Here is a 14,534-nt window from a genome sequence, read left to right as displayed (position 1 = left end):
GTCGACGACAGCAGGCAGCCGCCAGAGCCAGTTCAGCCGAGATCCCACTCATGCCGCGGAACCCAGAGGGACGGTTCCTTCGCGCCTGTCGCTGGTGACCCGACCCTCAATGACGGTGACGATCCGCTCGCACAGGGACAGGGTTTCGGCCCGGTGGGCGATCATGACGATGGTCGGACGGGGGGTCTGCTCAAGAAGTCGCAGCAGCACGGCCCGCTCGCCCGCGACGTCGATCGCGCTGGTCGCCTCGTCCAGGATCATCAGCGACGGTCGGCGCAGGATCGCCCGGGCCAGGGCCAGTCGCTGGCGTTCGCCGCCCGAGATCAGGGCCCCGTTCTCGCCCACGACTGTGTCGAGGCCCTGGGGCAGGCGGGCGATCAGGGGATCGGCTCCGACCAGGGACAGGGCATGGCGGATCGCGGCCTCGTCGATATCGGACCCGACCCAGCTCAGATTCGCCCGGACCGTGTCGTTGAACAGCACCGGGTCTTGGGCGACATAGGCCACGCGGTCACGCCACGCCGGAGCAAGGTCGGCGGTCAGCGCCCGCCCTCCGATACTGACCGTGCCCGACTGAGGGGACAGAAGCCCGGCCAGTATGTCGGCCAGGGTCGTCTTGCCCGCGCCCGACGCGCCGGACAGGCCGATGATTTCGCCCGGCTCGATCTTCAGGCTGATGCCATGTACGCCGCCCGACGCCTCACCATCGTCCGTCCGGTGACGATAGACGACAGTGTCCAGCACGACGGTGCCCGTCGGGGGTGTGACGGATACCGGCCCCGATTGCTCGGCCCGGGCGTGCCCGAGATCGTGCTCCAGCGACTTCAGCGCCTCCCAGGCCGGAAGGCTGTAGGCGATCTGCTGAAGACCGTTCTGCAGGGTCGCGGCCGGCCCGCTGATCCGCGCCAGCACCAGAAGCAGGGCAATCAGCACCGGGGCCGACAGTCCCAGCACCGCATAGCCGATCAACAGGACCGCAGCCCCAACCCCGGCCCCCAGCAGGGCCCAGACCCCGCGCATCAGGGTCTGCTGCCCCATGAAGGTAATCTGCCGCTCCGCCGAGGTCGCAAGGTCCCGTTCGAAGCCGGCGACGAACCGGCCCTGAAGGTTCTGGCTCATGGCCATTTTCATGCCGCCCAGGAACCGCCCAAGGCTGGTCATCACCGCCATGTTCGACTGCGACACCTGGGTCCCGGCCCCCAGTGCGCGCTTCAGCAGCAATGAAAGCAGCAGGGCGCCGAGCGCCATCAGGCCGACGGCCAGGGCGGCCAGGGGGGGCGACAGCAGAAAGGCCAGCACGATCTGAATTGACAGCATGAACAGGGCGACGCTGCCCTGCATCAGGAAATGGACGCCCGCGCCGCAGCGCTGAATATCGGCCGAAAGGATGTGCGTGACACGGGCATGCCCCAGCCGCGTCAGGCTTTCCCACCGGGCTGCCGCCAGGCCCCGCGCGATCATCCGGCGGTGGCTTTCGACAAATCCGATCTGCAAGGCTGCCAGAAGGGTATCGCGCCGCCACAGGACTGCCAGCCTCAGAACCATGATGACGGCAAAGGCCAGAAGGATCAGAGCCAGGCTCTGGCCGGGCTCCAGTCCCGTCAGCGGATTGGGCAGGCCATCGGGCCAGGGCAGGGCATCGCTGCCGTTCATCAGCGTGGCCAGCAGTGGGATCAGCAGTACGATGCCGAACCCTTCCAGCAAGGCGCCGAGGGCCACAAAGACGGTCGCCCCGATCGCACGTCGCCCGGCATAGTCCGCCACGCCGCGCGCGAACGCCGCGCACCGCGCCAAAAGCTGAATCATGCCCGAACCCATGACCGGCAGCTTAGCAAGCCGGTCGCGGCCTGACCATCTGACGATAGGGTTCGCCGTCATCGACGGGCACAAAGCCCAGCCGGCGATAAAGGGCCTGCGCCCGATTGGTGGTCAGGACGCTCAAGCTGACGGTGCAAGCTTGTGCATCGGCCTGCTCGCAGATCCCGGCCAGGACCTTGGAGCCCAGCCCTCGGCCCCGCGCCTGAGACATCAGGCTGATGTCCACGATCCGATGGTCGGACGATGTGCGCGACACAAGCAGGTATCCCACCGCCAGGCCGTCCTGCTCCACGATAGAGTGTTCAGCGTTCGGATGGCTCAGCGCATGGGCGCGGGCCTGAATACGCCACTGATCGGCCAGGAAGGCCGCCAAAATCTCTGGCGGCCAACCCATTTGCGCGAACTCGGCGGCCCGGACGTCGCAATACAGAGCCTGAAGGAAAGGCTCGTCGCCCGGGCCGGCTGGACGCAGGGTCCATGATCCTGCGTCCATGGTCATGGGGCCATATTCACGAAGCCGGGACGGGATAATAGCCGTCCAGGCAGATGCAGAAGTTCAGGACCTGGATCGGCTGGACGTTGTTGTGCGCCTCTCCATTGCCCTGCACACCGATCGCGGCGGAATTCAGCGCCGTATCCAGGCCGCCCGTCGACGAAAAATTCTCGGCGACGGAAGCCCCCGTGCCATTGGGCACCATGACGCGCGACAGGGCGGTGGTCGTGCCTGGCCCTGAGGCCATATTGGGATAGGTGGCGTTGTTTGCGGTCAGGCCGTGGTTGTGCACCGGCATCTGAGACGTTGTCAGAGCCACCGTGGGGGCACCTGTGCTGGTTGCCAGGGTTCGCGGCGTCAGGCCCGGTCCGGTGCCCGATCCCATCGGCGCACGGCCCAACAGGTTCGGCAGGGCGAAGGTCTGATTGACGGTGCCGCCGTACAGATTGCCGATGATGGAATAGAGGGCCTGATACTGATTGACGTTGCGAAGCGAGCCGTCGCAGAGGGCCCAGTTCTGGGGCGGAAAATTGAATCCGAAGGCGCGGATTTCACCGGTGTAGGCATCCATGGTCGCACTCCTCAGGGCTGAACGGGATACAGGCCGTTGGTGGCCATCATGAAAGTCACCACACTGGTCGGCATCAGATTGCTGTGGGGCTGACCACCGCCCTGATTGCCGATCGTGGGGTCTTCCAGCGTCAGATTGGTGATCGGGGCGGTGGGGGCGAAATAGGCCCGGGCGGGGTCCGCGGGATCCGCATGCAGCAGGCCGGGGCCGGGCGTCACCGAAGTCGCCACGGCGGTCGTGGCGTTGAGGGTATGGGTGTGAGCAGGCATCTGGGCCTCGGTCAGGGCGACGGTCTCGGTGCCCAGCATCTGGCCTCGGTTGCGCATCGTCAGGCCCGGGCCCTGACCCTGGCCCATCGGCAGCCGTCCCCTCAGGTCCGGGATGCCGAAGGTGGTGGTGCCATTGCCGCCCCATGTGGTGCCAAGCAGGGCGTAGAGGATCTGATAGTCGTTGATGTTCAGCGTCCGGCCATCGCACGGCACCCAGCCTTCCGGCACATTGGGGCCTGCGAACATGCGGATTTCGCCAGCATAATAGTCCATCGGGATATCCCTTCAGAAGCGGCTATTGCCGGGGCGGATAAAGGCCGGTCAGGGCGATGCAGTAGTTGATGACCGTGCTGGGCTGGATGTTCGGATGGGCGGCACCCCCGCCTTTCGTTCCCACCGAGGACGCCAGCAGCGGCTGGAGCGTGCCTGGCGCGGCGTACAGGGGGCGCTGCTGCGGCGGGGTCAGGTCGTCCTGATTGACCGTGGCGATGGCATTGCCGTTGGCATTGCCGGTGTTGCCCACCGCGGTGGTGGCATTCAGCGCATGCTGGTGCGCAGGAAGCTGGCCGAGCGTCAGGGCGACGTTCTCCGACCCCGTCTTGGCCCCCAGCGCATAGGTGGCGCCCGCCGCCGAGCCCACATCGACGGGCACACGGCCTCTCAGGTCAGGCAAGGCAAAGGTCTGGGGGTAGGTCCCGCCATAGGCATTGCCCAGAAGGGAGAACAGTGCGGCGTACTGGCCGGTCTGAAGAACCGTCCCATCCGCCAGATGCCAGCCTTGGGGGACCTGACCGAAGGCAAAGGCACGTATCTCGCCGACGAAATAATCGGACATTCGATGGAGCTCCGACAGGAGGGAACAGGCGCGAGGCGCACCCTGTCGAACCGGCGGCACCCCTCCCTGCGCCACCCGCCCGTAAGCAGACAACTGAAGGATACATCCAAAGATTGTATATGCAACCGAAAATAGTACCGGATTATCGGTGCCCGTTTGCCTTTTTGCGGAATCTTTGGCACCTTCGAACGATTGCGGCTCTCGCTGAATCCCTTCTTTGGAGACTATCCATGATGCCGACTGTTACGTCCGAAACCCCGGCCTCTGCCACCGAAGGTCGTCTGGCCTGGACCGCTCCGACGATCGATATCCAGGCTGCTGGCAAAGCTGAAGTTGGCACCTTCGGTCAAACCGACGGTACTGGCACATCCTGAGTTCGGCTCTGGACAGTCCTTCAGAGGTCAAAGAAAGAGGCCGCGTATCCGAGGAGGTACGCGGCCTTTTCATTGCGATCGGATGGCCACGGCCTCAGTCAGGCCGGGGGTAGAGGCCCTCCGCGCATATGCAGTACCGGATAGCGAGGACAGGCTGGACGTTGTTGTGACTTTCGCCGCCCAGATTGCTGCCCACGGCGTCCGCCGACAGGGTCGTGTCCACGGAGCCGACAGAGGAGAAGTTCTCGGCGACAGACGTGGCTGTACCGTTCGGGACTATGACGCGAGACAGACTTGTCGTTGATTGCGGAACATCGGTCATTGCCGAATAGGCACCGCTATTGGCGACAACCTCATGCGTGTGCGGCGGGATCTGATCCGTCGTCAGGGCGACTTGGCCCTTGCCGGACTTGCGGGCCAGAGGGGCGTTGGTCAGGCCGGGGCCCTGGCCTTCGCCCATCGGGGCCCGCCCATTGAGATCGGGCAGACCGATGGTTCGCACACCATCGCCGCCGTACAGGGTGCCGATCAGGCTCGCCAAAGCCGGATAGGTGGCGACGGCCACGGTCCCACCGTCGCAAGGCAGCCAGCCCGCCGGGACAACATCGAACGGGAAGGCCCGGATCTCTGCGGTATAGGCGTCCATTCGCGCTCAGTCCTTTTCAGCCGGATAGAAGCCGTCGGTCGCGATCATGAAGTTGATCACCGTCGTCGGCATCATGTTGTCGTGGGCCTGACCACCGCCGACGGGGTCCAGCGTCTTGCTGTCCAGGATTAGATCGTTGACCGGGGGTGTCGGAGCGAAATAGGCCCTGGCCGGTGACCTCACCGCCGCATGCATCAGGTTCGGCTGCGGTGTCACGGAGGTGGCCGGCCGGATGGTTGCCCTCAGACTGTGATGATGGGAACCCAGCCCGTCAGGCGTCACGGTGACGGTCTCGGTGCCCGGCCTCTCGGCCAAGTTGCGCGGGGTCAGGCCGGGGCTGTGACCCTGGCCCATCGGCACCCGACCGCGCATATCCGGCAATGCGAAATTGGTCCTGCCGTCTCCGCCCCAGTTGGTGGCGAGAAGCGAATACAGGGCTGGATAGTCGCGGATCAGCAGCGTCTGACCCTTGCAGAACAGCCAGCCCTTGGGCGGGACCGGACCGGCGAACAGCCGGATTTCACCCAGATAGCAGTCGATATCCATCCATTTGTCAGACAACGGCGACCTCCTCGGTCTTGGCTGTCCCCGACAGCGGCGGGACGCCCTCCATGGCTATGCAGTAGCGGAGGACCAATGAGGGCTGGATGTTGTCATGAGCGCCACCGCCCCCGGCATTGCGGATGCTGGTCTTCAGCAGCGGCTGTTCGGCGGCCCCTGCCGGTCCATAGAGCGGATGCTTTCCGGGCGGGGACAGATCGTCGTGATTGACCGTGGCAATCAGATTGTCCTTGGCCGCGCCCGTATTGCCGACGTCTGTCGTCGCTCGCAGGGCGTGGGTGTGCGTCGGAACCTGATACTCGCTGAGGTAAACGGCCTCTTCGCCCGCCTTTTCCCCAAGGCTGTAGGCGTGGCCGTCGGATGAGCCGATGCCGACCGGCGTGCGCCCCCTCAGATCAGGCAGGGCAAACTCGCTGATGCCATTGCCGCCGTAGCGATTGCGCAGCAGGGCAAAGAGGGGCGGGTAGTCCTGAATCCGCAGCAGAGCACCGTCACACACCCGCCATCCGGCGGGCACGCGGTCGTAGGGAAAAGCCCGGATCTCCCCCAGAAAGCACGGGACGTCGATATTGCGCTGGCCTGCCAAGGGTGTGTCTCGCAGAGGCGGGGTTGAACGGAAAGTCATCGTTCGACACGAGCCGCGCCTCCCAGGCGGCACGCCGACTAGCTTGGCTTCAGGCTTGGGTGAGTCGCATCGGCGTGCAAACATCGGGCGGTCTGGCGGCGGTCCCTTCCGTGGCATGACTTTTCCGCTGCTGGTCTGCTAGACAGCGGGCAGATTTGCGCCGGCCTAGTCTCCGGGCAGGACACGGGGAGCGACAGCGACACCATGGGCATTTGCGGCCGCGTCAACCTGGATCCCTCTGCGCCCACGCCCATCGACCGGCCCCTCGCTTCGATCACCATCACCGATCCGCGGTCGCGCGATGTCTGGTATGGACCCGGCGTAACCCTGGCCAGTGTCGACGAGGCCTCCACAGCCGTGGGGCCGGGTGACAGGGCCGCAGTCTTCGACGGGCGGATCGACAACCGCGATGATCTTCGCCGCGCCCTGGGCATCGACGATCTGCACCGGCGCAGCACTGCCGACATCGCACTGCTGGCATTCGAGGCCTGGGGCGATGATTTCTGCGACCGGATTATCGGCGATTTTGCCTGCGCCATCTGGGACGGTCAGCGCCGTCGCCTGGTGATGGCCACCGACCCCGCCGCCCTGCGGACGCTCTACTACTGGACCGGGCCAAACGAGATCCGCTTCGCCAACGAACAGCGCGGCCTGTGGGCCGACGGCGACGTGCCCCGCCAGATCGACGAAGAGGCGCTGGCCGCCTGGCTCTGTCTGATCCCGCGTCCGCCCCACACCAGCTTCTTCAAGGACATCTTCAGTGTTCCGCCCGGTGCCCGTTCGATCTGGGAAGGCAACGCCGTCCGCACCGAGACCTGGTGGAAGCCGGAGAACCTTCCGTATCTGAACCTGGCGACCGAGGCGGAGTATGAGGAGGCGATGCGCGCCGCCCTGATCGAGGCCGTCGCCTGCCGGATCGGCGACGGCGAACGCATCGGATCCATGCTCAGCGGGGGACTGGACAGTTCCACCGTCACCGCGCTGGCGGCCCGGCACCTGGCCGAACAGGGCCGTGGTCTGACGTCCTTCACAGCGACCCCGGTGCATAAGGCCAAGGTCTCGCCGAAACGGTTCGCCGACGAATGGGATCACGCCGCCGCCCTGGCCGCCATGTATCCGAACATCGACCACGTTCGGGTCCCGAACGAGGGCGAGACGATCGTCGATGCCCTGGAAAGCCGAGAGGCGGGCATGGACTGGCCGCTGTTGAACCCCACCAACATGGTCTGGATCAACGGTATCCACAAAGCCTGCCGCGATCGCAGGCTGAACGTGCTGCTGGCCGGCAGCATGGGCAATCTGACCATGAGCTGGACCGGTGCCGAACTTCTGACCCAGCGGTTGAAGGCCATGGACATGGTCGGAGCCGCCCGCGTGGCCCTGGATCAGAACCGTCACGGCGGCATGAATTGGACGACGATTGCGGCCAATGTCGGGGACAGCTTCCTTCCGGTGCCGCTGATGAAACGTGTGCGCCGGCTCTTCGACAAGAGCCGCCCGGAGCTGGAAACCTATTCGGCGATTGATTCCGAATTCCTGGTCGCATCGGGCCTGGACGAGCATGCGCGCAAGGTCGCCGGCAGTATGCGGAACCTGGCGGTCGGCGACAGCCGGGCCATAAGGCTGCTGGCCTTGTCACGCTCCAGCCACCGCGGGACCATGCACACCGGGACTCTGCGTCGCTATGGCGTGGACCAGCGTGATCCCACGTCCGATCGTCGTGTCGTCGAACTGTCCCTGTCCATTCCCGAGCATCAGTTCCAGCGCCGGGGAGTGCAGCGGGCCCTGCTGCGTGACACCATGCGCGGTATGCTGCCCGAGGTGATCCGCACCGAACAGCGCCGGGGGCTTCAGGCGGCGGACTGGCGCCATGGCTTCGACAAGGCGATGCCCCAGCTGATTTCTGACGTCGAACGCCTGCGACACAGCCCCCTGGCGTCTCGCGCCCTGGACCTGGACCGGATGAGCGCGCTTCTGGAAAAATGGCCCGGGCCGGGTGAGGATTCGCGGGTCGGGGAGCACGACTACAAACTGGTCATCGGCCGCGCGGTGGCCGCCGGCCGTTTCGTGCGACGGATTGAGGGCGGCAACGCCTGAGGTTCGGACTGTTGCGGTGCCATGGCCTGAAAGATGGCGCGGCTGACCCTTGCGGTCGGTCAGTCCAGATAGCCTAGGCGCTGCATCACCACGCGGTGGTCGGTTTCGATCCGGGCCGCCAGTTCAGGGGACAGTCGCTCGCGCCAACCGCCGATCCGACCTTGGCGAAAAAAGGGGGCGTCCGACTGGGTCAGGCGCTCCCGAAATCCCGATTTTGCTTCCTGCTCGGCCAGTTGATCAAAAGAGGTCGCCGAGATCGCGCGGGCGATGACGCCGTCGTCGGCATCCAGGCCTAGAAACCGCACCACCCCGGTAAAGGTTGGAATCGGATCGGTCAGCATGTCCTCGTAGTGAACCAGAAGCCGGTTCAACCGTGCATCATCCAGCCAGCTTTCGACATGGCGGCTCCAGCTGGACACATACTGGTGAACCTGGGTGTTCAGCCGCTGCTGGGCCTGGCCGATGCCATAGTTCGGGTCGGCCATACGGGCGACCACATCCTCGATGGTCTTGCCGAAATGGTGGGTGTTGGACACCGCCACATCGCGCGGGTCGCGCACGATATAGACCACCCGGTCGATCACATCGACGGGATAGGCGGGTTCCTCAGCATGGGGCGCCGTCAGATTGGCATCGTGGACTTTGAGGGCGGCCTCGCCCAGGGCCGCGAAATGGCGGCTGACGTGCGCGCGAATTCGGGCCACTTCTTCAACGGTCAGGTCCGACGAGTTTTCCTCGATTGCCGCATCCACCTTGCCGCGTGCCGACAACTGGGCGACGTCAGACAGGTCTGTGTTGATGTCGGGTGCCTCGCCACCCCGGTTCACGCTGGCCAGAAAGGCCCGCATCCAGGTGTTGCCTGACTTGGGATAGGAGGCGATCAGGGTCAGGCCGCTCATTGACCGACGATGCCCTCCACCTGCTGCAGCCAGGTGTCGATCGCCTTCAGATCGAACGGACGAACCAGACGATAGACCGGAACGGTCGATGCGATCCGGGCCTGAGCCGCGAGCAGGGCAGGGCGACGGCCCATGGCCTGGCCGACTCGAGGGCGAAACACTTCGCTGCTGATCGTGGAGATGATCTCGACCGGCCGTTCCAGCCGGGTGATCTGTTCGTCCAGTCCGGGAGCCGCTTTCTGCAGCATGAAGATGGCTGCGAGGGGGGTGGCGGCGGCGGCGAATTCCTCATGGTGCCGATAGTGGAATTTGCTCATGCCGGGGCGATTGCGTTCCAACCCCTCGCTGTCGATCCCCACGGAGCTCAGACTGTCCTGCCACAGCTTCAACCTTGGAAAGGCAGGATAGATGATGGGCGTGCCCGAGCCGGTAGCATCGATCGCGGTGATGTCATCGGCCAGCAGGGGGTGGCCGCGCTTGGCCAGGCTGACGGCCGTTGTCGACTTGCCCGCGCCGGACGGTCCGGAAAAGGCCACGGCCTTTCCGTTGATCGACACGCAGGAGGCGTGAAACGGAAACAGCCCACGCCGATGGCACAGATAGCCCAGCACTGATCCCAGCAGGAAAAGGCGAACCTCGGCCTCGCTGGCCTCCGGATTGACCGACAGGACCACCTCGTCCGGGCCGGTCATATGATAGCTGGCCACGCCCGGATGGATCAGCAGGCATGTCCCGTCCCGGCTGACCTGAACGAACGGCGTCCGCTCGATGACGTCATCCAGTTCGGTCGGCGTCTCGCCGAACCGGAACACCACGTCCGGCGCAATATCGGGGCCCGTCCAGGGGGCCAATTCCGGCAGGTCCAGTTCCGAACGCACCCGCCATCCGCACAGATAGCCGTCGGTCATGCTGCGGCGATCATTTTCTGATCGAACAACTGGTTCAGGAACTTCAGCACGTCGGCCTGGATGACATCCGCTTCGGCGGCATAGTCGCGGGCCAGCTCTTCGCAGATGTCGGAAACGACCGCGGGAGTCTCGATCCGATCCCAGATACGGGCTCCGATCGCGTCCAGGCCGACATAGACGCCCTGGTCCATGTCCAGCAGCACCAGATTGTCCCCGACCGAGGCTTTCAGAAATCCTTCCAGCCGGCTCACCCGATCATTCAGCGCAACCGCCATCGAATCCCCACATCGTCACTACAATCGCGGAGAAGCCTGTATCGGCCCGCGGCGCACAGGTCCACCACCTGCCACGTCTGTCAGGCCGAACGGCGGGCTCTTGAGGGTTTCGATGCGGCGCCGGCGGTCAGATCGGACTGAGCGGGTGTACGCACCTGCTCCAGCAGGGCGGCCAACGGCATCGGGCGACCGATCAGATAGCCCTGGGCGATGTCGCACCCCATGCCACGCAACAGGGCCAGGGCGGTGGGGGTTTCGACGCCCTCGGCCGTGACCTTCAGACCCAGGCTGTGGGCAAGGTCGATGGTTGATTTCACCAACAGGGCGTCGCGCGCGCTCTCGTCCAGCGACAGGATGAAGGCCTTGTCGATCTTCAGTTCGTCCGCGCGGATCTGCTTCAGATAGGCCAGGGACGACAGGCCCGAGCCATAGTCATCGATCGATACGGCGATACCGGCCGCCGTGAAGCGGTCGATGATGGCCAAGGCCTTTTCGGGGTTTTCCATCACCGCCGTCTCGGTGATCTCGAAACAAAGCTCCGCGCCCGATGTGGTCACCTGGTCAAGGGCAAAGGCGGCGAAGTCGCTGTCCGACAGCAGGCGGCCCGAGATGTTGACCGAGATCATCATCGGGTGACCAGCCTGAGACATCAGCGCCTGGTCCGCGATCGCCCGCTTGATGATCCATTCGGTCAGCGGGCGGATGTGGCCGGTTTCCTCGGCCATGCCGATGAACAGATCAGGCGAGACGAAACCTCGGCGCGGGTGCGTCCAACGGGCCAGGGCCTCGACGCCGGTGATGCGGTCCTCGCGCAGGTCGTATTTGGGCTGATAGGCCAGGCTGAACTCACCGTTCCGCATGGCCGCCATCAGGTCACTGATCAGGGACAGATTGCCGCCCGGATCGCCGTACAGGCCCGCGTCGAACAGGGCAGCCTTGCAGCGCAGGCCGCGTGCCTGGTCCACGGCAATGGCGGCGCGGTCGATGGGCGAGGCCGTTCCCACCGGAGCCTCTGCCGCAATGGCCACACCCGCCGTCACCGCAATGTCGATCGGAGCACCGTCCAGCAGGATGGGGGCCTCGGCCTGTGCGGTCATGCGCTCAGCCTCGGCCAGAGCCGTTTCGGCGTCAGGGGCGCTGATGGCCACGCCCAGAATGCCCGCGCTGATCCGGCTGACCGGTGCCCCGTCTGCCAGGGTCGACAGCCGCGCGCCCAGGGTGGCGATCAGGCGCGATGCGGAATCATATCCGATGGCATTACGCACCACATTGAACCGCTCGATCCCGAACAGGATCAGATAGCCATCCTCGACCTTGGCGGCCCGTCGCTCCAGCGCCAGCCGGTTGGGCAGGCCGGTTTCCTGGTCGTGCAGGGCCATGTGCGTCAGGCGCGCCTCGCGGTCGCGAATGTCCCCGGCCATGGCGTTGAAGCTTTGGGCCAGACGTCCGATTTCGTCGGCGGACGTCACGGCCACCACGGCGTGGTCTCCTTGCTGCAGGCGGTGTACCGCATCGTCCAGTGCCATGATCGGCTCGGTCACCCCGCGCGCCAGGACCCAGGTCCCGCCCGCCAGCATGGCCAGGCCCGCCAGGCCGATCACGCCCAGCCAGATGAACATGGCCTCATACGGCTTCATTGCCTTGCTGAGGGGATAGGTCAGCACCAGCGCGGCCGGCGACTGTGTGTCGAAACTCGGCAGGGCCCGCGCCAGCACCATCGACTCGCCCTGGTCCGTGCGTGCCGTGCCCGGAACGAGGCCGCCGCCTGCCAAGCCGGTCTCGATCGCGCGCCGGATATCGGCCCGGCCCTGCCAGCCGTCCTGGCCGCGCGTGGCCACCGCCGCCGACAGCGGGATCGAGGACAGGGCCTCCAGCTGCCGCATGTGGGCACCGTCCATGGGCTCCACAAAGACGACCCATCCTATCAGGATCGGGGCCAGGACCGGCGCGGCAACCACCTTGTAGGGTTGGCCGGCGATGCTCAGCACGCCCGAGTCGACCGTCCCGGAATCCAGCCCGGTCCAAAGGGTATCGATGGTCGCGTCGTCAAGCGACAGACCCGCCGCCGTCACATAGCCGTCAACGCCCAGGATGAGGGCACCCTCGACCCTTTGACGATCGCGCAAATTGTCGAGCGCCGATCGCACGGTCGCCTCGTCGCCTGTGGCTACCGCTTCGCGAAAGCCATAGTCCTGAGCCAGGACCGATGCCCCCTGCCGCAGTTGGTCCGAGCGCGATGCCCAGACCTGGCCATAGACTGCACCCGAGGCAATCAGTTCATTGCGCACAACACGCCGCGCACTGTCGGTCACCGCCGTGACGACAGCCAGCGCCACCAGCATCAGCGCCACGCCGAACAGCCCCATGTAGAGCACGGTCAGCTTGGTCCGCAGCCGCGTGAAATTCATGCGCGCGGCCAGGGCTGGGGGCAGGCTTATGCGGTCAAGGGCCTGGCGCAGGCGGCTCAGCATGGCGGTCAGCGAACCGCAGCGCGAGCGGTGAAGTCGCCGCTGATCGTCTGGCGACCGGCAGCGGCGGTCACCGTGATGGTGCGCGACATTTCATTGCCGCGTCCGGCCAGACGCGGGTGCCAGATCTTCAAAGTGGCCGAACCTGCCGGCACGCCGCGCAGGACGACGTCGCCCGAGACCGGCGTCTTCATCGCCCACGGCGTGTCAACCACGCGGATATAGGCCAGCATCTGATCGTGGATGTTGCAGCCCAGAGCTGCCACGCCTGGGGTGCGGAAGGTGTGGGTGCGGGTCTCGTCCCGGCCATAAAGTTCGATCTCGAACCGGTTGCCGCGCGAGAAGGAATAGACCTGGTGCCGCACGCGATCCAGATTGGGAAAGCTGACCGTCCCGCCGACCGGCACGACCAGCACATAGGGATCGAACTGGATGTCCTGCTGCGTCATCCGCAGGGGCCAGGAAAACCGGATGGGTCCAGGCGGAATGCCGGACGCCGGGTGCACAGTGACCACGGCATCCCTGACCGGCCTTCCGGCCGCATCACGGACACTGACCGTCAGGTCACCGGCGTGCGCGGCTGTGGCCAACGCTGTCATCATGAGAAGGGCGAGCAGGAGGCGCATATGCAACCTTTACCGCTACAGTCTTAAAGGACAGCTAAATCAGAGTTCTACCTAGCCGCGATTGAGGTGGGGTCGCAGCTTTTGGCTGTGTCGTAGGCTTTACGTGAGGTTAACCTTGTGAATGCCACCTCCCCTGTGGCGGATCGCGAGGTCGCGATCGGGGAGATGACCATGAATTCGACCTTGGCAGGGCTGGCCGCCCTGGTGGTGACAACGGCTATGGCGGAGTCCGCCACGGCACAGATGGCCGACTGGATCCCCGAATCCCGTCCTGGCGGAAAGCTGCTGCTGACCGGCGGCGTGTCCAGTATCGAGGGCGCGGGCGGCGGCGGCTTGGCCACCTGGGCGGTCACGACGGGCTATGGTGCCGGGGACGGCATCGGGGCCAATGTCCACGCCACCTGGGTCGATCTGCCGGATTACGAGTTCCGCTCGGCGGGCGTGGCCATCGGCCTGTGGGATCGGGTGGAACTGTCCGCGGCCCGACAGGAGTTCGACACCCAGGACACCGGAGCCCTGCTGGGTCTGGGGTCTGGCTTCACCTTCACCCAGGATGTCTATGGCCTGAAGGTCCGCGTCCTGGGCGATGCCGTCTATGGCCAGGACACCTGGATGCCGCAGATCGCGGTGGGGGTTCAGTACAAGACCAACGATCAGGGGGCGGTCATCGCCGCCGTGGGTGGCCAGGACGACGAGGGTGTCGACCTCTATGTCGCCGCGACCAAGCTGTTCCTGGCCGAAAGCCTGCTGGTCAACGGCACCCTGCGCTGGACCGAGGCCAATCAGACCGGCCTGCTGGGCTTCGGCGGCGACGCCGAGGGCGATCCTTCGCTGCAGTTCGAGGGTTCGGTCGGCTGGCTGGTCAATCGCAACCTGGTCATCGGTGCCGAATACCGCACCAAGCCCGACAACCTGTCCTTTGCCGAGGAAGAGGATTGGATGGACATCTATGCCGCCTGGGCGATCAACAAGAACCTGTCCGTGACCGCGGCCTGGGCCGACCTGGGCTCCATTGTCACCTTCGAAGACCAGCGTGGGCTGTATCTGTCCATCCAGGCGGGATTCTGAT

Annotated in this window: 15 protein-coding genes; 2 read left to right on the top strand and 13 right to left on the bottom strand. The window is 65.4% G+C overall.

All coding sequences use genetic code 11. The features are described from left to right. Positions 1-48 precede the first annotated feature (48 nt). The 8 genes from JIP62_RS05105 to JIP62_RS05070 form a co-directional block, all read right to left on the bottom strand. The gene (locus JIP62_RS05105; RefSeq protein WP_201103827.1) at positions 49-1,806 is read right to left on the bottom strand and encodes an ABC transporter ATP-binding protein; all 1,758 of its coding nucleotides are present in this window, start codon (positions 1,804-1,806) and stop codon (positions 49-51) included. Positions 1,807-1,828: 22 nt separating this feature from the next. Then, complete coding sequence (locus JIP62_RS05100; RefSeq protein ID WP_201103826.1) at positions 1,829-2,317, bottom strand: GNAT family N-acetyltransferase; 489 nt, start codon at positions 2,315-2,317, stop codon at positions 1,829-1,831. A gap of 10 nt (positions 2,318-2,327) precedes the next feature. Continuing rightward, the gene (locus JIP62_RS05095) at positions 2,328-2,882 is read right to left on the bottom strand and encodes a phage tail protein (RefSeq protein ID WP_201103825.1); all 555 of its coding nucleotides are present in this window, start codon (positions 2,880-2,882) and stop codon (positions 2,328-2,330) included. Between the two features lie 11 nt (positions 2,883-2,893). Then, positions 2,894-3,424, bottom strand: coding sequence for a phage tail protein (locus JIP62_RS05090; RefSeq protein ID WP_201103824.1), 531 nt, complete (start codon positions 3,422-3,424; stop codon positions 2,894-2,896). Positions 3,425-3,446: 22 nt separating this feature from the next. Beyond that, positions 3,447-3,986: a phage tail protein gene (locus JIP62_RS05085; RefSeq protein ID WP_201103823.1), complete on the bottom strand. Its 540-nt coding sequence runs from the start codon at positions 3,984-3,986 to the stop codon at positions 3,447-3,449. 468 nt (positions 3,987-4,454) lie between these two features. Next, positions 4,455-5,006: a phage tail protein gene (locus tag JIP62_RS05080; protein ID WP_201103822.1), complete on the bottom strand. Its 552-nt coding sequence runs from the start codon at positions 5,004-5,006 to the stop codon at positions 4,455-4,457. A gap of 6 nt (positions 5,007-5,012) precedes the next feature. Next, positions 5,013-5,567 carry a phage tail protein gene (locus tag JIP62_RS05075; RefSeq protein ID WP_201103821.1) on the bottom strand — a complete coding sequence of 185 codons (555 nt, stop codon included), beginning with the start codon at positions 5,565-5,567 and terminating at the stop codon, positions 5,013-5,015. Then, positions 5,560-6,192, bottom strand: coding sequence for a phage tail protein (locus JIP62_RS05070; RefSeq protein WP_230974871.1), 633 nt, complete (start codon positions 6,190-6,192; stop codon positions 5,560-5,562). Before JIP62_RS05070 ends, JIP62_RS05075 begins: the two co-directional genes overlap by 8 nt. Before the next feature lie 204 nt (positions 6,193-6,396). Between JIP62_RS05070 and JIP62_RS05065 the strand changes: the two genes are divergently transcribed. After that, positions 6,397-8,289 (top strand): asparagine synthetase B family protein, encoded by a 1,893-nt coding sequence (locus JIP62_RS05065; protein WP_201103819.1) that lies wholly within the window; start codon positions 6,397-6,399, stop codon positions 8,287-8,289. A 59-nt stretch (positions 8,290-8,348) separates the two neighbouring features. Here JIP62_RS05065 and JIP62_RS05060 read toward each other — a convergent pair whose 3' ends face one another. The 5 genes from JIP62_RS05060 to JIP62_RS05040 form a co-directional block, all read right to left on the bottom strand. Further along, positions 8,349-9,188, bottom strand: coding sequence for a sulfotransferase domain-containing protein (locus JIP62_RS05060; RefSeq protein WP_201103818.1), 840 nt, complete (start codon positions 9,186-9,188; stop codon positions 8,349-8,351). Beyond that, the gene (locus tag JIP62_RS05055) at positions 9,185-10,096 is read right to left on the bottom strand and encodes an HPr kinase/phosphorylase (RefSeq protein ID WP_201103817.1); all 912 of its coding nucleotides are present in this window, start codon (positions 10,094-10,096) and stop codon (positions 9,185-9,187) included. Before JIP62_RS05055 ends, JIP62_RS05060 begins: the two co-directional genes overlap by 4 nt. After that, a complete protein-coding gene (locus tag JIP62_RS05050; protein WP_201103816.1) occupies positions 10,093-10,347 on the bottom strand; it encodes a PqqD family protein in 255 nt (84 codons plus the stop codon). Before JIP62_RS05050 ends, JIP62_RS05055 begins: the two co-directional genes overlap by 4 nt. Positions 10,348-10,451: 104 nt before the next feature. After that, on the bottom strand, positions 10,452-12,842 hold the full coding sequence (locus tag JIP62_RS05045; RefSeq protein ID WP_201103815.1) for a putative bifunctional diguanylate cyclase/phosphodiesterase: 2,391 nt from the start codon (positions 12,840-12,842) through the stop codon (positions 10,452-10,454). A gap of 5 nt (positions 12,843-12,847) precedes the next feature. Continuing rightward, the gene (locus JIP62_RS05040) at positions 12,848-13,465 is read right to left on the bottom strand and encodes a cupredoxin domain-containing protein (RefSeq protein WP_201103814.1); all 618 of its coding nucleotides are present in this window, start codon (positions 13,463-13,465) and stop codon (positions 12,848-12,850) included. A gap of 171 nt (positions 13,466-13,636) precedes the next feature. Here JIP62_RS05040 and JIP62_RS05035 point away from each other — a divergent pair, with 171 nt between their 5' ends. After that, entirely contained in the window at positions 13,637-14,533 is an 897-nt protein-coding gene (locus JIP62_RS05035) for a DUF3034 family protein (RefSeq protein WP_201103813.1), read from the top strand. The last annotated feature ends 1 nt before the right edge of the window (position 14,534 follow it).

Origin of the sequence: Brevundimonas vitisensis (assembly GCF_016656965.1) — a bacterium.
Classification (GTDB): Bacteria; Pseudomonadota; Alphaproteobacteria; order Caulobacterales; family Caulobacteraceae; genus Brevundimonas; species Brevundimonas vitisensis.
This window is presented reverse-complemented; position numbering and strand designations above follow the sequence as displayed.